Here is a 20967-nt window from a genome sequence, read left to right on the forward strand (position 1 = left end):
TATATCTGCGTGATTATCGTTCAGGTCAAGTGCTCGCCAGTCCGGCCAGCGCCTGCCGAACGGCCTGCCGCGTGCGCTGAAGGATCGCCCAGCGCCATTCCGGATCGTCCGGGTAGAAGGCGGCGAGCAGGCGGGCGCGGATCGCCGCGGCGTCCGGATGATCCTCCGCGCCATGGAGGTGCAGCCAATGCTCCTCGAACAGGGCGCCCAGCATCGCCACGGGATCGACCGTGCCGAACTCGAGCACCAGCGAGGTCAGCCGGGCGGGGCCGACGGCCTCGGCATAGATTTCGGTCGTCTGGCCGCGCACGGTATAATGTTCGGGGTTCTCGGCGCCGGCGGTCGCGTCGATCGTCCAGGGGCCGAACCAGCGGCGCGACCGTTCGAAGTCGGCCGGCAGCTGGAACGATCCCAGGCAGCCATAGCCATAGGGACCGAGCCCCGAATGGATGTCGATGCAGACGACATCGGCCGCCCCCGCCGCCTGCTCCGCCACCAGCGTCAGCAAGGTCGCGTTCGACCAGGCGAGCCGATCGCCTCCATAGGCGAATCCGTCCGGATGGTCATATTGCCCCTGCAGCAGCGCCGAGCGATGGCGCGTGGCGACCGCTTTCGCGCCGCCCTGCTCCGCCATCCATTCGCGGCTCCGCGGACCACTTACCTCGGCGTGGATCTCGTCATAGGCGTCGTTTCCCGGCCGGTCGGCCAGGGCAATCACCCCGTTGCGACAGAGATCGACATTGTCTTCGTTGACGCGGCGGATATGGGCCGCCCCCCACGGGTTGACCGCATGGATCAGCAGGACCGCCATGTCGGCCGGCAGCCCATCGAAATCCGCTTCCTCCAGCAGCGCCACCTGGCTGCCCGATCCGCATAACAGCTCGGGACCGTGAACCCCGGAGGTCAGCACCAGCAACTGCAGTGCATCCGGCGATCCGATCCGGACCGCGTCCATCGACAGCGGCAGATCGGGCGTGGACAGCGGATGCGGACGCCTGATCAGCCTATGCCCCCGCTTCTCCGCCGCCCGCGCAAAACGCCCACGCGCCTGCCCATAGGTGCCGGCGAAATAGTCTTCCCAGGACAACATCGTCCCTCCCTGAGCCGGAGTGGTCCGGCGCTATCCGGCGCCGGACCACGTCGGTCTCAATTGAAACGGAACCGAGCCGTCACATACCATTCGGCTCCGATCGCGAAGGAGGCGCTGGTCTGACCCAAGCCCTCCGGGTCGGCGAGGCCGCCCTGGATGAAGCGCTTGTCGGTCAGATTGCGGACGCCCGCCTGCAACGACCAACGCTCCTCTTCCGGCAGCAGCGTCGCGCTGACGTTGACGATGGCATAGCCCTTCTGCCGCAACACGGGGGCGTTCTCGATGTCGGGCGAATAGGCCGAGCGATAGGAGACGTCGCCGCGGAAGGAGATGCGGCCCCAGCCGGCCAGCGGAACGTCCTGCGACGCGCCACCGCTCAGCTGCCACTTCGACACATAAGGGAACTTGGTGGCGAGGGTGACGCCCTGCGCCCCCGGATCGAGCCGGGTCAGCTTGGCGTCGGTGTAGCTGGCCGCCAGGTTGAGGCGGGTGCCGTCGAACGGTGTCGCCTCGGCCTCGACCTCGAAGCCCTTGATGCGCCCGTCGCCGGCGTTTTGAGGCCGGGTGGCGACGCCGTCGAAGAAGTTCACCTGGATGTCCGAATAGTCGGTGTAGAAGGCCGCCAGGTTGAGGCGCAGCCGCTTGTCGAACAGGGTGCTCTTGAAGCCGGCTTCATAGACCGCGACCTTTTCCGGTCCGAAGGCCGGGACGGGGTTGGGCTGATTGACGCCGTTCACGACGATGTTCCGGCCCGGCATGATCCGCTGCGCGAAGCCGCCGCTCTTATAGCCTTCGGAATAGGAGGCGTAGGTCAGGATATCCGGCGCCCACTTATATTCGACGCTGGCCTTCGGCGACCAATCGGTGATGGTCTGGTCGACCGATCCCCGGGGGACCAGCGGATCCAGCCAGCGCAGCGCGCCGTTGAACTGTGGAAGCAGACCGATGCCGCGGCGGCGCGCCTCGAACGCATATTGGTCGGGATCGAATTCCTTCTTCTCCCACGAGTAGCGCAGCCCCGCCGTCACACTGAGGCCTTCGGCGATCTTCAGCGTGTTCTGGGTGAAGCCCGCCCAGGTGGTGTTGCGGATTTTGCCGCCGCTCTGGAACGGGAAGGTGGGATCGCTGAAGACGCCCGGGAACAGAAAGTCGCGGAAGCCGCTGTTGAAGGTGACCAGGTTGATGTTGTTACCGGTCTCGCGGAAATAATAGCCGCCGACCAGGAAGTTCAGCCGGTTGTCGAAGGCCGAGCCGGCCAGCTGCAATTCCTGGCTGAACTGCTTCTGGTCATAGAAATCTTCGGTCTGGACGACGGTGAGCGGCGAGCCGTCGCCGTCGAGCGCGAAATGTGCGTCGAGGGTGCGGTAGCCGGTCAGCGACTTTAGCGTAACGGTCGGCGACAGCTTCAGGGTTGCGATCGCCGAGGTGCCGACGACGTCGGTGTTCGAATAATTGCCGAAGCCCGCGAAGGAGGTGTCGATGCTCGACGGGATGTAGCTCGACGCCAGATATTCGGGCCGGCCGGCCGCACGCTGCTGCGCGTTGAAGGTGGCGACGAACGGGCCGCAGGGGTTGGTCCCCACGCAATCGCCGATCTCGACGATGCTCGACGCGGTGGAATCGTCGCGGGCGCGCAGAAAGTCGGCCGAGAGGTCGAGGGTGAAGGCGCTGCTCGGTTCCCAGCTGATCGCGCCCTTGCCCGCCAGCCGCTTATAGCCGCCGGCCTTGCCGTTCAGCACCGGCAGGTCCTGATACCCGTCGCGGTTGAGCGAGGCGATCGAGAAGCGCGACTTCAGGGTTTCGCTGATCGGCAGGTCGACCGACACCTTCATGTCGATCCGATTGAAACGGCCATAGGTCGCCTCGACCGAACCCCCGAACGCATCGCCCGGCCGCCGCGTGACGATGTTCACCGCGCCGCCGACGGCGTTCTTGCCGAACAGAGTCCCCTGCGGGCCGCGCAGCACCTCGACCCGGTCGATGTCGACGAAGTCCAGCAGCGCGCCGACCGAACGGGCGACATAGATGCCGTCGACATAGAGGCCGACGCCGGGCTCGGTCGTCAGGGTCCAATCGAGCTGGCCGATGCCGCGGATGAAGATCGAGGCCTGGGTCGAATTGCCGTTGCTGCGGGCGGCCGCACCGATATTCACCGACGGCGCGAACTGCGCGACCTGGGTGATGTCGGTGACGCCGCGCTGGGCGAGCGCAGCGCCGGTCAGCGCGGTAACCGCGACGGGCGTGTCCTGCAACCGCTCCTCGCGACGGCGCGCGGTGACGACGATGTCGCCGATGCGGCCGGCGGAGTCGTCCGCTTCCGCGGTCTGGGACGTCGCCGTGGCACCGGCGACAGCCTGTGCCTGCGCCGAGCCGGTGCCGGCCAGCGCGGTCGCGAGGGCGAAACAGCTCGTCGCGAAGAACAACCGGTATTCCTTGTTCATTTCAGTCCCCTTCTTTCATTATTTCCCTGTGCACTTCATTCAAAACTGACGGAGGCGTGCCGAAATCGTCCGCAGCGGTCCCCGGCCGAGGATGAGCAGGCCGGTCGCCGCGACGGCCGCGCCACCGGCGACACCGGCGAGCGCGCTTCCCAGCGGCAGGCCCGGACCAGCGACGAGCGGCACGAGCGCGGGCCCCGCAGCCGAGCCGAGAATGCCGGTCATCAGCACGTAGAGACCCGAGACGGTGCCGCGGATTTCGGGCGGCGCGGACAGTTGCAGCGCGGAGGCGGCCAGCCCCAGCGGGAAGCTGACGAAGAAGCAGAGCGCAGCGAGCGCGCCATAGACGATCGCCCCCTGTCCGACCGCGAAGGTCGCGACCGAGACCGCCAGGCCCAGGGTGCCCAGCGCTCCGAAGGTCATCGGCGCCGCCGCCCTGCCTCGGGCCACGCCGCGATCCGCCAGCACGCCCGCGACGACGATACCGGCGACGCTGAACGTCAGATGCAGGCCGCCGAGGACGAGACCGACATGGCCGAGCGAGACGCCGTGATCGCGGGCCAGCGCGGTCGGCGTCCAGGCGATCACCGCCTGCGCCGCCAGCGCGAACAACCCGAAGCCGAACAGGTGGCAGATATAGAAGAGGCGATTGGCGCGCAGATAGGCGAAAGCGCCGGTGGCGCGTTCCCCAGAGACTATATCGGTCTTCGGCCGACGCGCCTCGCGGAACCGGAACACCAGTGCGGCGAGCGGAAGCCCGGCGGCACCGACCGCGCACATCACCACGCGCCAGCTGCTGAACTGCGGGGATACCGCGCCGGTCGCCTGGAGCGACACGAAGCTGCCGGCCCCCAGGATCAGCGCCGCGCCGACCCCGACCCACACCCCGGCCGAGAATATCGACAGCGCGCCCGACACCTTGTGTCGCGGAAAATGGCTGGCGATCAGGCCATAAGCGGCGGGGGCGAGGACCGCCTCCCCTGCGCCGACCAGCATCCGCCCGACCAACAGCGCCTCGAAACTGTTCGCCAGGCCGCAGAAGATCGTCGCTCCGCTCCAGAGCAGACAGCCGCAGCAGATCAACGCCGCGCGGGGCAGTCGATCCGACAGGATGCCGAGCGGCAGGCTCAGCACCAGATAGAGCGCCGCGAAAGCCGGGCCGATCAGCACACCCATCTGGGCGTCGGTCAGCGACAGTTCCGCCCGGATGGGATCGACGAACAGGTTGAGGACGGTGCGATCGGCGAAGGACAGGACATAGATGGTCGCCAGCACGGCCAGCAGGCGGCGTTCGCGGCCCAACCCCGGCTCCTTCAGGCTGACATCCAATGCAGCGACCACACCGAATTCCTTTAGTTGTAAAACATAATCTAGCTCGGCATAATCCTTCTTGCAAGTAGTCTTATATGGGAGTTGTTGTGAGTGAAGGCAATTTTGCGATGCCGCGGGATTGGCGCGCTCTTTTCGCCGATACCGGCGCGGAGCTGAGCTGCGCCGAAGCCATTCGCGCACGGCATGCGCGCGGGGAACATGACTATGACGGCCCGCTGCCGGATGCCGTGCTCTCTCCGACATCGATCGAGCAGGTACGCCATGCGGCCGAGATTTGCCGGAACGCCAGAATCCCGATCATCCCGTTCGGCGCGGGAACATCCATCGAGGGCGGCGTGACCGCTCCCGCCGGCGGCCTCTGCCTGGACCTCAGCCGCATGAACCGCATCCTGGCGGTGCGACCGGAGGATCAGGACGCGACCGTCGAAGCCGGTGTCACCCGCCTGCAGCTCAACGCGCATCTGCGCGACAGCGGCTATTTCTTCCCTGTCGATCCGGGCGCCGACGCCACCCTCGGCGGAATGGCCGCGACCCGGGCGTCCGGAACCAACGCCGTGCGCTACGGCACGATGCGGGAGAATGTGATCAGCACGACGATCGTCACCGGCGACGCGCAGATCGTCAGGACCGCGGGCCGAGCCCGCAAATCATCGGCGGGATATGACCTGACCCGTTTGATCGTCGGTTCCGAGGGAACATTGGGGATCATCGTCGACTTGACGGTCCGGCTGCACCCCATTCCGGAGGCCCTCTCGGTGGCGCGGTGCTGCTTTGCGGACCTGCGGGCGGCCGTCGAATGCGTCACGATGCTGGTCCAACTCGGCATATCCGCATCGCGCATCGAATTCCTGGATGAAATCGCCATCGGCGCCTGCAACCGCGACAGCGGCCTGGACCTTCCGGAGCGTATCACCCTGTTCATCGAACTGGCCGGCACGCCGCATTCGGTGCAGGCGGAAACGACGCTGGTGGCCCGGGTGGCGGCGGACAACGAAGCCGAGGAAATCCACTGGGCCAGCGATCCCGATGGCTGCCGGGCGCTATGGCGCGCCCGGCACGCGGCCTATCATTCCTGCCTTCGCCTGATGCCTGGTTCACCGGCCTTTTCGAGCGACGTATGCGTGCCGATCTCCAGCCTTCCCGAATGCGTCGCCGAAACGCGGCGCGACATCGATCGCTCGGGACTGCTGGCCACGATCGCCGGCCATGTCGGAGACGGCAATTTCCACGTCCTGTTCCTCCCCGATCCAAAAGAGGCTGGACAGGTGACGGCGGCGCGGGGCATTTACGACCGCCTCGTCAGCCGCGCCATCGCGATGGACGGCACATGCAGCGGGGAACATGGGATTGGTACCTCAAAACGGCTGAAACTGATCGAGGAGCATGGCGAAGGCGGTGTCGCCATGATGAGGGCGATCAAGGGCGCACTGGATCCACATGATATCCTCAACCCGGGCAAGCTACTGCCCTGAGAGTCGCGCGCAGAGCGGCAGCCGACATTCGAGTTCAAAAGGGTGAAAATGCAGACACGTATCTTTTCCGGCATCCAACCGACCGGAGCGCTTCATCTCGGTAACTATCTCGGCGCCATCAAGAACTGGGCGGCGATGCAGGGCGACATGGAGGCGATCTACTGCATCGTCGATCTGCACGCGATTACGATGAAGCATGATCCCGCTCAGCTCCGCGCCGATACGCGCAGCATGGCGGCGGCGCTGCTCGCCTGCGGCATCGATCCCAACACCTCGATCCTGTTCAACCAGTCGATGGTGCGGGCCCACACCGAACTGGCCTGGACCCTGGGCTGCGTCGCCCGGATGGGCTGGCTCAACCGCATGACCCAGTTCAAGGACAAGGCCGGGAAGAATCGGGAGCAGGTCAGCGTCGGGCTGTTCACCTATCCCGTGCTGATGGCCGCCGACATCCTGCTCTACAAGGCGACACATGTCCCCGTCGGCGACGACCAGAAGCAACATCTGGAGCTGGCGCGCGACATCGCGCAGAAGTTCAACCTCGATTTCGGCAGCGAACTGTTCCCGCTGCCGGAACCGATCATCCCGCGCGAGACCGCCCGGGTGATGAGCCTGCGCGACGGCACGGCCAAGATGAGCAAGTCGGATCCGTCCGACATGAGCCGGATCAACCTGACCGACACCGAAGACATGATCAGCCTCAAGATTCAGAAGGCCCGCACCGATCCGGGGGTGCTGCCCGCAAGCGAGGCCGAGCTGGAGGGCCGCCCGGAGGCGCGCAATCTCGTTGGCATCTACGCTTCGATAACAGGAAGCTCGATCCAGGCCGTGCTGAACGAGTTTTCCGGCCAGGGCTTCGGCGCCTTCAAGCCGACCCTGACCGCAGCACTTAACGATCATCTAGGTCCGATCGCCGCGCGGCTACGCGAATTTGAGGCCAATCCGGAGCAGATCGACCAGCTTTTGCGTCAAGGTGCCGAGCAGGCTGCAAAGATCGCCGACCCGATCATGATCCAGGTAAAGGAGATCGTGGGCTTTCTCAGCTGAGGATCGAAGCGAGCATGGCCTCGGTCGGACCAACGCCATGCTCGTCGAACCTTGAGGCACTGGACACCTACGGTAGCTTGCACGGCGTCCCCCTTGCTCCCGACGACTTGGCTTGACCGATACCCATCCAGCATCGCCTGCCGGAAAATGCCATGTAGCTCCTCCGATCGATGCCGAGCATGTCGACGGCTGGGGTTCGGGGCGACCACTGTTTCGGCCGTTGCAGCAACTTGGAAGCCGCTGTCCCGATCCCCGACGAAGTCCTTAGGAGAATCGGACATGCCAGAGACGCCCGCCGCCGCCCACCTATCCTGGAGGCGGCTCGCCACCCTTGCCGCCGCGCTCGCGGCATCTGCCCTGACGCCGCTTCCCGCCGTCGCGCAGAGCCTGGTGATCGACCATGTCACCGTGGTCGACACGCGCTCGGGCAAGCTGGCGCGCGATCGCGCCGTGGTGATCGAAGGCCAACACATCGTCCGCGTCGCCCGGGGCGGCAGCGTCAAGGGCGCGGCCCGGACGGTCGACGCCACCGGCAAGTTCGTCGTTCCCGGCTATCTCGACATGCACGCCCATCCGCTGACGGCGAGCGCGCGCGACGCCAGCCTGGCGCTGATGACCAGCTACGGCGTCACCGGCTATTCATCCCTCGGTCGCGTTCCCATCTTTGACGGGCATCACCGCCGGCGAAGGAGCATGCCGCTGTGGCTTGGATGATAATCGGTGAGCTGCGGCTTGCACCGCATGCTCCTCACAGCTGAAGAGAGGAGGCCAACGCCTGAGACGGCGCTTGAAATGCCATAGCGGGCGTCAGGCGCGGTTCTTTTCCACCCAGGTCAGGGCGGCGATGACGGCTTCCCGGTTTTGGTCGGTCAGTTCCACGCCCGCCTCGCGCGAAAAGCGCTCGATCCGTGTTTCATCCCGAATGATCTCCAGGTGCCGCAGGGTCATCAGGCAGGTTTGAACGTCGGTCAGGCCGCTATGATGCTCGACCCAGGAGAGCGCCTGTTGATAGGTCATGCGCTTCATCGTGACGGTGTCGGCTTGCCAACTATCCATTTCGATCACGTCCCCCCGGTCCGTGGGCGACACTTCGGGTCAGCCCCTGTCGCCCCTATCTCCCCTCGGACGACGAGCTCCACATGCTCTGTCGTCGATAAGTGATATGACCAATGCTCGGAAAGACGCGCCGGTCAACCGAATTGTCACTGATCGTCTGTAGATCGATCGTCGACACACGTGTCTGTGTCTCGGCGTGGATATATGCTGTCCGTCGTCGGGACATTTGGCGCAGATGGTTGCGCAGAGAAGAGGAGATCGGGCCTCGTCTGGGGTTGATGTTTAGGCGGCGAGCTTGCGGTGAAGCAAGCGTCGCTGTTCGATGGTCTTTCGCTTGATGCGTTTCCTCCGTTCGATAATGGCGGCGGCCCTGCCGAAATAGGCGTCGGCCGGTGTCACGTTGTCGAGGCTCTCGTGATAGCGGCGATGGTTATAATGCTCGACGAAGGCCTCGACCTGCCGTTCGAGATCGCCAGGCAGGAAGTAGTGCTCCAGCAGGATGCGGTTTTTCAGGGTCTGGTGCCAGCGCTCGATCTTGCCCTGGGTCTGGGGATGTAGCGGAGCGCCGCGAACATGGCTCATGTCATGGGCTTTGATCCAGTCGGCGAGTTCGCCGGCGATGTAGCTCGGTCCGTTGTCGCTGAGCAGCTTTGGTTTGTGCCTGACGGTGGCGTGGTCGCAGCCTGAGGCTTCGAGCGCGAGTTGCAGCGTGTCGGTCACGTCCTCGGCCCGCATCGTGGTGCACAGCTTCCAGGCGATGATGTAGCGCGAGAAATCGTCGAGCACGGTGGAGAGGTACATCCATCCCCAGCCGATGATCTTGAAGTAGGTGAAATCGGTCTGCCACATCTCGTTCGGGCGGCTGGTCTTGCGATGGAACTCGTCGGCCGCCTTGACCACGACGAAGGCCGGGCTGGTGATCAGGTCATGCGCCTTGAGCAGGCGGTAGACCGTTGATTCCGAGACGAAATAGTCCTTCTCATCGGTGAAGCGCACCGCCAGTTCGCGGGGCGACAGATCGGACTGCTCCAGTGCCATCTCGACGATCTGGTCCTGAATGGCGCCGGGGAGGCGGTTCCAGACCCGGCTCGGCGCGGAAGGACGATCCTCCAGCGCCTCGGGGCCGCCTTCGAGATAGCGATCATACCATCGGTAGAAGGTCCGCCGCGCGACGCCCAACTGGTCGAGGGTCCGCTTCGCCGGCAGGTGCGACTGCTCGACGATGCGGATGATCTCCAGCTTCTCGGATCCCGGATACCTCATTCGGGGTCTCCCCCATCCGCGATCATGCTTTTTTTCAGCAGCCGGTTTTCGAGCGTGAGGTCGGCGACGGCCTCCTTCAGGGCACGCGCCTCACGGCGCAGATCCTGTACCTCGCCGCTCGTCGCGGCACGGGCGGTGTCGCCCGCCAGCCGACGCTTCCCGGCCTCCATGAACTCCTTTGACCAAGTATAATACAAGCCCTGGGCAATGCCCTCCTTGCGGCACAGCTCCGCGATGCTGTCATCGCCGCGCAAGCCCTCCAGAACCACGCGGATCTTGTCCTCCGCCGAGAAATGCCGGCGTGTCGCGCGCCGGATATCCTTCACCACCTGTTCGGCCGACGCCTTGGGTTTGCGGGCCGATTTTACGCTTGAGGATTTGGGCTTCATCTTCGTTCCTTCGTCACTACGACGAAGCCCAAATCCTCCTTACATCACAACCTCAAATCTGTGCCATTGGCGCTGACGGCGGACAGTCAGGTGCGCAGGATGGTCGCCGGACAAGGTGCCAGCGTGCTCCGGCTTGTACGCGTGAGGATAGGAAGCGTTATGCTCGGTGATCTCGACAAAGGACAAACACGGCCGCTTACCGATATGGAGCGTTTGAAGATTTGGCCCGCCTGTGCACCGCAAACCATCGTTTAAGCACATTGCGCGCGTGGCAATCCAATGGCCGGTATATTGCCCGATTCAAGAAAGGACCGATCAGCGAAGATTGGATCGCGCTCGCGAACGACCGTCTTGTCGGCGTAAGCGGCCATTTTCGCTTAGGCTTATGGGTAGCATCGGCCTCATTGCGTAAAATGAGCGGTCGGCGGATGCGATCCGCATCAGGCTGCAGCCGCAATACCGTGCTCTCTGCATCTGCCCATTTTATCGGAAGTTATTTCGATCAAGAAAATGGCAATGCCTTCCTATCGGCCGAATTGCATCGCATCTGCCGACTGCAAAATGAGGGCGATCGAGAACGTCGCTCAAATGGCGCAGGTTATGCGTGCCTAGAATCGTCTCCAAGCACTGCGCCTGATGCAGACTAGGCGGAAAAGCCCCCATTCCCGCAGCCAATCGCGACGCGACGAAATCAGCCCGCTACATATCGCTATCAAAGGAGGAAAAATGGTGCCCAGGGACGGGGTCGAACCGCCGACACTGCGATTTTCAGTCGCATGCTCTACCAACTGAGCTACCTGGGCACTCGCGCGTTGGAGGCGTGCCTATAGAGGCGGGTCGCGCATTCTGTCCAGCCCGCTTTTCGCTTTTTTATTCGCCCTCGGGATCGGCCGGCGGGCCGGGGATGCGATAGCCCTCGTCCAGCCATTTGAGCAGGTCGCGATCGCGGCATCCCTGGCTGCAGAAGGGTTCGAACTGCTCGACCGGGGCCTTGCCGCAGCCGGGGCATCTAGGGGGTTTGCGCATCGACATGGCCCGCCGATATGGCGAGCCCGGCGTCGGCGCGCAAGACGAGCCGCGCGCCGAGCCGCCGTTCGAGCTCCGCCGCCCAATCCGTCCGGCCCGCGATCCGGTCGATCACGGCCGGCGCGGCGGTCAGCGTCCGCGCGCCCGCTCCCGGCGTCCGCTCGGCTCGGCGCAGCAGCGCGCGGGCGGCAGCGCCCACCGGATCGCGCCGCAGCCGCTCGGGCAGCGACGGCCGCGCCCGCCTGCGGACGATCTGGAGGAAGCCGAAGCCGTTCACCGCGGTCCGCTCGAACGGCTGCGGCAGGATCGCGTCGATCGCCTCGGCCGCCGCCAGCCGCGCCGCCTTGCCCTCGACGGTCGGCAGGTCGATGCCGATCGATCCGCCCAGGCCGTGCCGCACGATCATCCGCGCCGCCGCCGCCGCCCCGGCCAAGGCCAGCGCAGCCGGATCGAGCCAGCCGTCGACGTCGATCAGGCTCATCGCCGGGGTCAGCGACAGGTGCAGCGCGCCGCCGTCGAACGCCGCCTCCCCGCTCGCCGCCTCCTCGATCAGCTCGGACCAGCCCGCCGCCTCGAACGCATCCGCCTGATGCGCATGGAGCTGGCGCACCGGATCGCCGCCCGCCTGGATCCGTGCCAGCAGGCCGGGGCCCGCCGCCGGGACCGCACCCTCCGTAGCGAGCCGCGCCAGCGCCAGCTTGATCCGCCCGGTCTCGGCGAGCGCGGCGCGGTGGATCTCGACCAGCAGCCGCCCGCCCTCGGACACGCCTTTCGGCACCGGCTCGATCAGCGCCTCCTCGCCCGAATCGAGCCGGACGATCGCGCGGCGGCCGGGTATGACGACGCGGTCGAGCCGCGCCTCGACGATCGTGCCGGCGCGCGCGCCGTCATCGTCGGGCTCGATCTCGGCCATGATGATGACGCCATCCTCGACGAGCGCGGCCCGGGCTTCCCCGATCCCCGCCTCGTAGAGCCATTCACGCATCGTCGGTCGACAATGGGTCGGTCGACGGGGGACCGGACGGCAGCAGGCCCGCCGCGGCGAGCAGCGCGCGCGTCTCGAACAGCGGCAGGCCCATCACCCCCGAATGGCTACCCGCCAGCATCGCGACCCAGCTCTCGGCATAGCCCTGGATCGCATAGCCGCCCGCCTTGCCGCGCCAGTCGCCGCCGGCCAGATAGGCTTCGATCTCGGCCGTCGTCAGCCGCTTGAAACGGACGATGCTGGTCGACAGCCGGTGCCGCGCCGCGCCGCCCGCGTCGATCAGCGTGACCGCCGAATGGACGCGATGACGGCGGCCGGACAGCAGCTGCAGGCAGGCGCGCGCCTCGGCTTCGGTCTCGGTCTTGGGCAGGATGCGGCGGCCGGCGGCGACCACCGTGTCGGCGCCGAGCACCGCGACACCGGGATGGCGCGCCGCCACGCGGGCCGCCTTCCCGGCCGCCATGCGCGCGGCATAGGGCGAGGGCAGCTCGCCCTTGCGCGGCGTCTCGTCGATGTCGGCGGGGTCGATCGCCGCGGGCGCCACGCCCAGCCGGCCGATCAGCTCGGCCCGGCGCGGGCTGGCCGAGGCGAGCACGAGCGAAGCAGGGACGAGCGATACGGGAACGAGCGGGGAGTCGGACGGGGACAAGGGGCCCCGCCCCTTATTTGAAGCGATAGGTGATGCGACCCTTGGTCAGGTCATAGGGGGTCAGTTCGACCAGAACCTCGTCCCCCACCAGCACGCGGATGCGGTTCTTGCGCATCTTCCCGGCAGTGTGGCCGAGAATCTCGTGATCATTCTCGAGCTTCACGCGGAACATCGCATTGGGCAGCAGTTCCACGACCTGCCCGCGCATTTCGAGCAATTCTTCCTTGGCCAAACTCGTTCCTCATCAGGCTGGTCTTCGGGATTTCGCGTCGCCATACGCGCTTGGCCAGCAAAAGAAAAGCGGTGCCGGACAGGCGTAAAACGATCGATGGGGCATAGAGGCGATTGCGCCGCGCCGGCCAATTCTCTAGCGCCGCTGGGAAAGCGAGGAGGAGACCAAGGTGAGCGAGGACGAGATCAAGGAAGGCTTCCGCCATGCGATGCGCCGGCTGGCGACGACGATCGCGCTGATCACGTCGGGCAAGGGCGAGAACTGGACGGGCATGGCCGCGACCGCGGTGATGTCGGTCTGCGCCGAACCGCCGACCCTGCTGACCGCCGTCAACCGCACCGCCAGCATCCATCCCGTGCTGATGGGCCATGAGCGTTTCTGCGTGAACCTGCTGGCCGACCGGCACCGCGATCTCGTCGGCATCTTCAGCGGCAAGAAGAAGGGCCTCGAGCGGTTCGAGGACGGCGGCTGGATCGCCGGACCGGACGGCATCCCGGTGCTCGGCGACGCGCTCGCCAGCCTGGTCTGCCGCACGACGCAGCGGATCGACGTCGGCACCCACACGCTGTTCCTCGGCGAGGTCGAACATGTCGTGAACCATGACGAGATCTCGCCGCTGGTCTGGGTCGACGGCACCTTCGCCAACGCCGCGCGCTAGAGCGATTTCTAGGCAGATGGAAACATCTGCCGGCTCGGAAATCGCGATAAAACAATCACCTAGAGCGGTCGATCTGATGCAATCAGATCGGCCGCTCTAGGGTTTGACCTGGCCCCTCCTCCGTCATTCCCGCTTTCGCGGGAATGACGGAGGATAGGAAAACAGGCGCCCCGCCCTAGCCGATCCGCTTCGCCTCGATGATCTTGACCGGCTGCCTGATGAGCTGCCCCTTCATCGCCCCCGCTCCGCCGGGCCAGGTCGGCACGGCCAGGATGCGTTTCACCACCGGCATGCCGGACACCACCTTGCCGAAGGCGGCATAGCCGGCATTGGCGTCGCCGCCGCCGGGCTTCGCGTCCATCGCCGGGGCCGCGCCGGCCAGGATGAAGAACTCGCCCATCGCCGACCCGGGCTCGCGCCGCGCCATCGAGATGGCGCCGTCGACGTGGCGGATGCCGGTCTTGCTGGTCGGTTCGTGCCGGATCGGCGGCAACGACCGGCGCGCGTCGCGATGGACGCCGCCCTGGATGAAACCGCGCTTCGGATTGCCGATCGCCCGCGCCGCCCGATAGAAGGTCGTGCCGTCGAGCTTCTTCTGGTCGACATAGGCGAGGAAATTGTTCGCCGTGATCGGCGCGCGCTTCGTGTCGACGGCGACGACGATCGTCCCCTCGCTGGTCTTGAGCGCGACCTTGACCAGCGACGGAGCCGGAACGGCCTGGGCGGGCGCAGCAACCAGCAGCGCCAGCGCGATCGGAAGGAAACGGCGAATCATGCCCCCTTGTAGCGTAGCCGGTCACCGACGCCACAGCCCTGGCGGCATCGTCGGAGAAGGGTGGCGCCGGTCCGCTCTCCGGCCGTGGCCAACCGAAGGTTAGGGCAGCGAACCGGCGCCTGACGGCCCGGGGCAGGGCCGCTTTCTCGTCAGGTCCCATGACCTAGCAAGTTTGATAATCACTCGCAATAGCAGATAAATGCGGGTGCTGCGGCACGGCGCGGCGTTTGAGGGCTGGCCGACCCTCGTCCCGCTGGAGTAGACGGGGGACGACATGGTTCGGAGCCGGAAGATGGGAATGAAGCGCGGACGGGTCGCCATCGCCGCGGGGCTGCTGCTGGCCTGGCCGGCCATGGCCCCCGCCATGGTCAACGACGCCTCGGCCGAGATGCGGCAATATGTCCACGCCCGGCTCGCCGATGCCGCCGGCATGCCCGAAGCGGCCGCCGCCAGCTATGCGCGCCTGCTCCAGGCGTCGCCGCAGGACAAGCGGCTGGCGCTGCGCACCTATCGCCAGGCGTTGACCGCGGGCAATTACAAGCTCGCCGGGCTCGCCACCGCGCAGCTCGACCGGCTCGGCGCCCTGCCCCCCGACGGCACGCTGCTGCTGTTCGCCGAGGCGGTCACCGCGCACGACTGGAAGCGCGCCAATGCGACGATCGGGCGGATCGAGCGCGAACAGGTGTTCGGCTTCCTCGCGCCGGTGATGCGCGGCTGGGTCGCCTATGGCCGCCAGTCGTCGGACGCCGCCCGGCTCGCCGCGCCGGCCGGCGGCTCGCAGCTTTCGAACGCCTATTCGCGCGACCATTATATGCTGATCGCGCTGGCGATGGGCCGCCATGAGGTGCTGGCCGACCTGCGGCGGCTGATCGCGGCGCACGACGTGCGCTCGCTGCGCCTTCAGCTCGCCGCCGCGGCGCTGCTCGCCAAGCGCGGCGACATGGCCGATGCCCGCGCCATCCTCGACGGCCAGACGCCTGAGCTGATCCAGGCCCGCGCCACGCTCGACGCCGGCAAGCCGCTCGGCGGCGCGATCGACACGCCCGAGCTGGGCCTGTCCGACCTGTTCGCGCAGCTCGCGATCGACGTGAAGGGCGACGGCCGCTCCCCCGTCTCGCTGCAACTCGCCCGCATCGCCGGCTATCTGGCGCCGACCAACGCCGCGGCGATCATCGCCACCGCCGACCTGCTGACCGCCAACGGCTATCATGACGCGGCGCTCGCCCTGCTCGACAAGGTACCCGCCGACGATCCGCTCCGCGAAGCCGCGCGGCAGGAACGCAGCGGCATCCTGCTGTCGATGGGCAATCGCCAGGCCGCGCTCGCCGATGCGCAGAAGGCCGCCGCGCAGCCCGACGCCAGCGCCGCGACCCTGGTCGAGCTGGGCGGCATCCTTTCCGATCTCGACCGCCCGGCCGAAGCGGTGAAGGCCTATCAGCGCGCGATCGACATCGATACGGCGCAGGGTATCCCGAACTGGGCGCATCTGTTCCTGCAGGCGGGCGCGCTCGACCGCGCCGGCGACTGGGAGGGCGCCAAGGACCGGCTGCGCCAGGCCGGCAAGCTGGCGCCGGGCCAGGCGGTGATCCTCAACTATCTCGGCTATGGCATGCTCGATCGCGGCGAGAACCTGCCCGAGGCGCAGGCCTATATCGAGCGCGCGAGCAGCCTCGATCCCAACGACGCGGCGATCGCCGATTCGCTCGGCTGGCTCTATTACAAGCGCGGCAACTATCCGGGCGCGATCGCCGCCCTCGAACGCGCGGTGGCGGGCGAGCCGGGCCAGTCGGTGATCAACGAGCATCTCGGCGACGCCTATTGGGCGGTCGGCCGGCGGATCGAGGCGCGCTACGCCTGGCGCGCGGCGCTGGTCCAGGCCGGCAAGACCGACAGCGAGCGGATCAAGCGCAAGATGGCCGACGGCCCCGGCGACCGGCTCAGCGCGAACTGACACCGTTCCGATCCGTCTTGAACGCCTCCCACCTCACCACGTCATTCCCGCGGAAGCGGGAATCCACGGTCACGGAACATTCCGTCTCTTGCGGGCCGCCGTCCATGGATTCCCGCTTGCGCGGGAATGACGGCAGGAAGCGGACATCGGTGGCCTGAGCCGAGCATGCATCCGACCGAGATCGCTTACGCCAAGATCAACCTGGCGCTGCACGTCCGGCGGCGCCGGGCCGACGGCTATCACGACATCGAGACGATCTTCGCCTTCGCCGAGCATGGCGACATCGTCGCGGCCGAACCCGGCCCGGCGCGGCTGATGCTGGCCGGGCCGTTCGCCCCGGCACTGGCGGGCGAGGACCCCGAGGACAATCTGGTGATGCGCGCCGCCGACGGCTTATGCGCGCTGGCTGACAAGCGGGCGCGGCCGGCGATCCGGCTCGACAAGCGGCTGCCGGTCGCGGCCGGGATCGGCGGCGGATCGGCCGATGCCGCCGCCGTGCTGCGGCTGCTGGGCCGTGCATATGGCATCGCCGCCGACGATCCCCGCGTCATGACGCTCGCCGCAACGCTCGGCGCCGACGTCCCCGCCTGCGTCCGATCGGCCACGGTGCGCGGCGACGGGCGCGGCGACAGGCTCGAATCGATCGCGGCCGATGGCCTCCACGGCCTGCCGCTGCTGCTGGTCAATCCGCGCGTGGCGCTGCCGACCGGCCCGGTCTTCGCGGCCTGGGACCGGGTCGACCGCGGCCCGCTCGCGCCGGGCGATCCGCTCGCGGCGGCGCTGGCCGGGCGCAACGACCTCGAAGCGCCGGCGACGCTGCTCCATCCGGTGATCGGCGAGGTCGTTACGCTGCTCGCGGCCCAGCCGGGCGCGATCCTCGCCCGCATGTCGGGATCGGGCGCCACCTGCTTCGCGCTGTTCGGATCGGAAGCGGACCGCGACGCCGCCGACCGCGCCCTCGCCGACCGCCGCCCCGACTGGTGGCGGCTGACGAGCCGGCTGCGCTAGGCGGTGGCCGCAAGTTCGTCGCGGCTGATGAAGACGAAGGCGATCATATGCCGACGGAGCTGCATGTCGAACGGACGATGATGGGACTGATCTGATGGCCCTTGCCGTGATCGGCTTTGCTCCCTAGGCTTGTCGCTGACCGTCAGGGGCGCAAGGGGGCATTTCATGGAAAATCCGCACGAGCAAGACGTGTCGGCCGAAAGCTCGGTCGAGCAGGCCGACGACGCGACGGCCGATCGCCGCGCGTTGATGCGCAAGCTGGCGGTGGGCGCATTCGCCGTGCCGGTCGTGTTGGCGGCGCTTTCGTCGACGCCTGCTCACGCCTCCGTCAACTAAAGGGTCGGCTCATGGATAAATCACCGGATCAGGGCGAACGCGTAGACACCCCCAATGATGAGGGTGAGGCCGACGGCAAGATCGCCGAGCGCCGGTCCCTCATGCGCAAATTTGCAATAGGGACGTTCGCCGTACCCATCGTCCTGGCGAGCCTGTCCTCGAAGGCGGCCGCCGCCTCGTAGGAGGCCGGGTCACCGATCGGATGGTTTCGCAACGTTTCGGCTGGTACGAAATCGACGATGCGCTGATCGTTGTCGATGCCGCCTCCGGTGAGGCGCTGTTCCTCAATCAGAGCGCATCGATCCTCTGGCTGGCATTGACCGAAGCGCCTTGCTCCGAAGCGGAGCTGGCCGATATTCTCGCGGGCTATTTCCCCGACCTTCCTTCCGGACAGGCGACGGGGATCACCGCGTTGCTCGGCGACTGGGAAGCAAAGGGCCTGTGCCGGCAGGGCGCGAGCGGGCGCTGGGAGGTCAACGGCGATCCGTCCGCCGGTGCCGATGATGCTCGCTCCGACAAGGCCACTGCCGATTGGCGGGGTGGAGGCGCGCAATTGGTCTGGTCGCGCGGCATCCGCCTCCATGTCGAGACGGTCGCGGTCGAGATCTGGGTGACCCCCGATCATGCGTCGCGCGAGGGGGTGGAGCGGTTGCAAGGTTTCCTCGGCGGGTTGCCGCAGGCGGAGGGACCGGGGCAGTCCCGCCTCGCCATCTGGATCGACGGGCCGCAATGCCACCTGTTGCTCGACGGCGTCCATCGAACGACGCAGGGCCTCTCGGACGCGACCGGCTTTCTCTTTCAGGCGTTGGTGAACCACGCATATCCCGAGTGCCGCAACCCCATTACCCTACATGCCGGAGCCATCGGCAATGCCGGGGGAACGATCATCATGCCCGCCATATCGGGTTCGGGCAAAACCACGCTCACGGCCTATCTGGCCGCACAGGGCTGGCGCTATGGCGGCGATGACATCATCGGTCTGGCCCGGGCCGAGACGCCGGACGCGGGACTGCTGCTGCTGCCACTGCCTTCGGCGCTGGGCATCAAGACGGGCTCCTGGGCGTTGCTGGCGCCCCATTTCCCCGCGCTGCGCGATCTTCCGGAGGTCCGCTACGAAGGCAAGCAGGTCCGCTATCTGCCCGTCCCGGCCTCTCACCATATCGGCCCGGAGCATCAGGGTCGCCGGCCGATAGCGCTGGTATTCCCCCGCTATGTCGCCGGCTCGGCCTGCTCGCTGCGGGGCATCTCCGAGGGGGAAGCCCTGCGGTCGATCCTCGAATCGGGGAGCGGCGCGAGCGCTTCGCCCGATCTGGACGGCTTTGCGACGCTGATCGCGCTGATTCGCTCGGTGCCGCGTTACCGGCTGGAATATGACCGGCTGGACGATGCCGTACGAGAACTGGCGCAACTGGCATGAGCGGACGCAGCGAACTGGCGGCGGTACATTGGCTATGGCGTTTCTGCTCGCCATTTGCGGAGACGCCGGCATTGCCCGCGCCGGACGCCTGGGCCGATATCTTCAAGGTCGCCGACCGGCATCTGGTCCTCCCGCGCCTCGCGCTCGGCCTATTGCCGCGCCGCGACGAGACGGGCGATGCGGTCGCCGATTTCCTCGAAGCCGCGCTGGAACTGTGCCGATATCGCAACGATCGGCTGCGCCGGCAATTGCTGACCTTCTGCCGCGCGTTCAATGCCGTGGGGATCGAGCCGATCCTGTTGAAGGGCGCCCCTTTCCTGCTGGCCCACGATGCGAGCCGCTACCGGCGGATGATGCTGGACATCGACATCTGGGTGCCCGACCCTGCCCAGCAGGAGCAGGCGATCCGTTGCCTCCACGATCTGGGCTATGCGATGCGCGAGGACCCCGCGACGTCGACCCACAGCCAACATTATCCCCCCTTCTTCCATGATGGGGAGATTGCGCGCGTCGAGTTGCACCGGGACATGGTGCATTCGGATTTTGCCGGGTTGCTCGATCAACCGGCCATCGCCGCGGCGGCTTGCCCGCAGCATCGCGACGGGATCGGCTATCGCCTGCCAGATGACCGGTCGGCGCTGGCCCTGTCCTATCTCCAGTGCCGCCGCGATGTCGGTACGGACAAGGGCTATGTCACGATGATGAAGTGGCTCGATTGCCTCGATCGAGTCCATCGCATGGGACTGGGCCCGGTGCGCGATCACGCCGATCTCGGCTTATCCGGCGCGATGGAGGATGCTGACCGACTGGCGCTGACCGCGTTCAACGACTGGGGCGGCCTGCCCTATGAAGGTGCGCGCGACGAACGCTTCATCTGCCTCTGGGAACGCAGCTATCGCCAATCCGTGGTCATCCGTTACGTGAAGAACGTCTTCGGGGCGGTTTTCATGCCCAGACGCTGGCGGGACATGACGGGCAGGGGCCTGGTCGGGATTTTGCGCCGCCGTTTTCGGAACCTGCCCTCTTATCTCCGCCGGGCCGGGTCGCGGGACATGTTCGGAAGCTAGAGTTTCGCCCCTAATCGACCTTGGCGACCGTGACGCCTTCATATTTGGCGTCGGCGGGATCGTAGAAGGGCTGGACCGTGAAAGTGTCGACGGTCAGCGAGACGCTGTTGAGCCCCGCCAGCTTGAAGGTGCCGAGCTTGAGCTCCGCCGGCACCTTGCCGTCGCGCAGCGTCACCACACCGTCGATGAACAGGTCGTCATGCTTGGTGTAGAGGATGTGCGGCGCGATCACCATGTTGGTGCGGTTGTACACGGCGGTGATCGCCAGCTTGCGGCGGACCGCCTGGGCGATGATCTGCGCATCGCCGGTGAGCGCCGGGCCTTCGGCGGGCGCGACGACGCGGCTGAGCGAGAGGGTCTTGCGCGGAGTGGACATCGCAGGCGCGCATATCGGGGCGCGGCCGACAACGCAAGCGCGACGCGGTTCAGCCTGCCGCAAGGCGGCCTGCGGCAAGGGACCCGCATGACCCGCCCGCTGCTCGTCCTGTCGTCCTTGGCCCTCCTCGCGGCCATGATCGCGATCCCCGGCGCGGCCCGCGCTCAGCCCGAGGATGCCGAGCATCGCGCCGACCGGCTCCGCACGATCGAGCTCAATCGCCGCGCCCAGGCGGCGGTCGACCGGCGCGACCGCTCCAACGCCGACATCCGCGCGACCAACCGGCGCGCGCAGGAACGCTATGAGCGCGAACGCGCCGAATGGCGCCGGCGGGTCGAGGCCTGCCGCGCGGGCGATGACGACGCCTGCGCGCCCTATGCCGATGGGCGGTGAGTCTGAC

22 protein-coding genes and 1 tRNA gene are annotated in these 20967 nt (G+C 66.9%); 11 read left to right on the forward strand and 12 right to left on the reverse strand.

The window, feature by feature from the left end:
- Positions 1-25 precede the first annotated feature (25 nt).
- The 3 genes from HRJ34_RS11080 to HRJ34_RS11090 are packed head-to-tail and all read right to left on the reverse strand — an operon-like array spanning position 26 to position 4869.
- Positions 26-1090: a DUF2817 domain-containing protein gene (locus tag HRJ34_RS11080; protein WP_208634123.1), complete on the reverse strand. Its 1065-nt coding sequence runs from the start codon at positions 1088-1090 to the stop codon at positions 26-28.
- Positions 1091-1146: 56 nt separating this feature from the next.
- Complete coding sequence (locus HRJ34_RS11085) at positions 1147-3531, reverse strand: TonB-dependent receptor (protein WP_208634124.1); 2385 nt, start codon at positions 3529-3531, stop codon at positions 1147-1149.
- A gap of 39 nt (positions 3532-3570) precedes the next feature.
- Complete coding sequence (locus HRJ34_RS11090) at positions 3571-4869, reverse strand: MFS transporter (protein ID WP_208634125.1); 1299 nt, start codon at positions 4867-4869, stop codon at positions 3571-3573.
- 77 nt (positions 4870-4946) lie between these two features.
- On the opposite strand from HRJ34_RS11090, the gene HRJ34_RS11095 reads away from it, so the two are divergent.
- The 3 genes from HRJ34_RS11095 to HRJ34_RS11105 all read left to right on the forward strand — a co-directional run bounded on the left by HRJ34_RS11095 (position 4947) and on the right by HRJ34_RS11105 (position 8093).
- Positions 4947-6332, forward strand: coding sequence for an FAD-binding oxidoreductase (locus HRJ34_RS11095; RefSeq protein WP_208634126.1), 1386 nt, complete (start codon positions 4947-4949; stop codon positions 6330-6332).
- 48 nt (positions 6333-6380) lie between these two features.
- The gene (gene trpS, locus HRJ34_RS11100) at positions 6381-7379 is read left to right on the forward strand and encodes a tryptophan--tRNA ligase (protein ID WP_208634127.1); all 999 of its coding nucleotides are present in this window, start codon (positions 6381-6383) and stop codon (positions 7377-7379) included.
- Positions 7380-7658: 279 nt separating this feature from the next.
- On the forward strand, positions 7659-8093 hold the full coding sequence (locus HRJ34_RS11105; RefSeq protein WP_208634128.1) for a hypothetical protein: 435 nt from the start codon (positions 7659-7661) through the stop codon (positions 8091-8093).
- A gap of 93 nt (positions 8094-8186) precedes the next feature.
- Here the strand turns inward: HRJ34_RS11105 and HRJ34_RS11110 are convergent, their stop codons facing one another.
- The 7 genes from HRJ34_RS11110 to infA all read right to left on the reverse strand — a co-directional run bounded on the left by HRJ34_RS11110 (position 8187) and on the right by infA (position 12979).
- Complete coding sequence (locus tag HRJ34_RS11110) at positions 8187-8405, reverse strand: hypothetical protein (RefSeq protein ID WP_208634129.1); 219 nt, start codon at positions 8403-8405, stop codon at positions 8187-8189.
- 312 nt (positions 8406-8717) lie between these two features.
- Positions 8718-10087 (reverse strand): IS3 family transposase gene (locus HRJ34_RS11115; RefSeq protein WP_150289884.1). Its coding sequence is split into 2 segments (ribosomal slippage): positions 8718-9733 and positions 9733-10087, totalling 1371 coding nucleotides; the frame shifts between segments, so codons are not numbered across the junction.
- Between the two features lie 727 nt (positions 10088-10814).
- Positions 10815-10890 (reverse strand) — tRNA-Phe (locus tag HRJ34_RS11120).
- 67 nt (positions 10891-10957) lie between these two features.
- Positions 10958-11113 carry a DNA gyrase inhibitor YacG gene (locus tag HRJ34_RS11125; RefSeq protein WP_012050294.1) on the reverse strand — a complete coding sequence of 52 codons (156 nt, stop codon included), beginning with the start codon at positions 11111-11113 and terminating at the stop codon, positions 10958-10960.
- Positions 11097-12098, reverse strand: a complete 1002-nt coding sequence (locus tag HRJ34_RS11130) for a ribonuclease (RefSeq protein WP_208634130.1) — start codon at positions 12096-12098, stop codon at positions 11097-11099. Before HRJ34_RS11130 ends, HRJ34_RS11125 begins: the two co-directional genes overlap by 17 nt.
- Positions 12091-12747 carry a Maf family protein gene (locus HRJ34_RS11135; protein ID WP_208634131.1) on the reverse strand — a complete coding sequence of 219 codons (657 nt, stop codon included), beginning with the start codon at positions 12745-12747 and terminating at the stop codon, positions 12091-12093. The genes HRJ34_RS11130 and HRJ34_RS11135 overlap by 8 nt, the downstream gene beginning before the upstream one ends.
- Before the next feature lie 13 nt (positions 12748-12760).
- Positions 12761-12979 (reverse strand): translation initiation factor IF-1, encoded by a 219-nt coding sequence (gene infA, locus HRJ34_RS11140; RefSeq protein ID WP_010162480.1) that lies wholly within the window; start codon positions 12977-12979, stop codon positions 12761-12763.
- 169 nt (positions 12980-13148) lie between these two features.
- Here infA and HRJ34_RS11145 point away from each other — a divergent pair, with 169 nt between their 5' ends.
- On the forward strand, positions 13149-13637 hold the full coding sequence (locus tag HRJ34_RS11145) for a flavin reductase family protein (protein ID WP_012050291.1): 489 nt from the start codon (positions 13149-13151) through the stop codon (positions 13635-13637).
- Between the two features lie 175 nt (positions 13638-13812).
- Here HRJ34_RS11145 and HRJ34_RS11150 read toward each other — a convergent pair whose 3' ends face one another.
- A complete protein-coding gene (locus HRJ34_RS11150) occupies positions 13813-14412 on the reverse strand; it encodes a peptidylprolyl isomerase (RefSeq protein ID WP_208634132.1) in 600 nt (199 codons plus the stop codon).
- Positions 14413-14704: 292 nt separating this feature from the next.
- Between HRJ34_RS11150 and HRJ34_RS11155 the strand changes: the two genes are divergently transcribed.
- From HRJ34_RS11155 to HRJ34_RS11180, 6 genes are all read left to right on the forward strand, one after another.
- Entirely contained in the window at positions 14705-16363 is a 1659-nt protein-coding gene (locus HRJ34_RS11155) for a tetratricopeptide repeat protein (protein ID WP_012050289.1), read from the forward strand.
- A gap of 126 nt (positions 16364-16489) precedes the next feature.
- Complete coding sequence (locus HRJ34_RS11160) at positions 16490-17371, forward strand: 4-(cytidine 5'-diphospho)-2-C-methyl-D-erythritol kinase (protein WP_208634133.1); 882 nt, start codon at positions 16490-16492, stop codon at positions 17369-17371.
- A 165-nt stretch (positions 17372-17536) separates the two neighbouring features.
- Positions 17537-17707, forward strand: a complete 171-nt coding sequence (locus tag HRJ34_RS11165; RefSeq protein WP_016747244.1) for a hypothetical protein — start codon at positions 17537-17539, stop codon at positions 17705-17707.
- Positions 17708-17718: 11 nt separating this feature from the next.
- Positions 17719-17889 (forward strand): hypothetical protein, encoded by a 171-nt coding sequence (locus HRJ34_RS11170; protein ID WP_157783602.1) that lies wholly within the window; start codon positions 17719-17721, stop codon positions 17887-17889.
- Between the two features lie 20 nt (positions 17890-17909).
- Positions 17910-19124 carry a hypothetical protein gene (locus HRJ34_RS11175; protein ID WP_208634134.1) on the forward strand — a complete coding sequence of 405 codons (1215 nt, stop codon included), beginning with the start codon at positions 17910-17912 and terminating at the stop codon, positions 19122-19124.
- Positions 19121-20191, forward strand: coding sequence for a nucleotidyltransferase family protein (locus tag HRJ34_RS11180; RefSeq protein ID WP_226949155.1), 1071 nt, complete (start codon positions 19121-19123; stop codon positions 20189-20191). The genes HRJ34_RS11175 and HRJ34_RS11180 overlap by 4 nt, the downstream gene beginning before the upstream one ends.
- A gap of 10 nt (positions 20192-20201) precedes the next feature.
- Here the strand turns inward: HRJ34_RS11180 and HRJ34_RS29545 are convergent, their stop codons facing one another.
- Positions 20202-20567 (reverse strand): hypothetical protein, encoded by a 366-nt coding sequence (locus HRJ34_RS29545; protein ID WP_016747247.1) that lies wholly within the window; start codon positions 20565-20567, stop codon positions 20202-20204.
- A gap of 87 nt (positions 20568-20654) precedes the next feature.
- Here HRJ34_RS29545 and HRJ34_RS11190 point away from each other — a divergent pair, with 87 nt between their 5' ends.
- A complete protein-coding gene (locus HRJ34_RS11190) occupies positions 20655-20960 on the forward strand; it encodes a hypothetical protein (protein WP_208634135.1) in 306 nt (101 codons plus the stop codon).
- The last annotated feature ends 7 nt before the right edge of the window (positions 20961-20967 follow it).

The sequence above is a fragment of the Rhizorhabdus wittichii genome (assembly GCF_017607425.1).
In the GTDB taxonomy this organism is placed as follows: Bacteria; Pseudomonadota; Alphaproteobacteria; order Sphingomonadales; family Sphingomonadaceae; genus Rhizorhabdus; species Rhizorhabdus wittichii.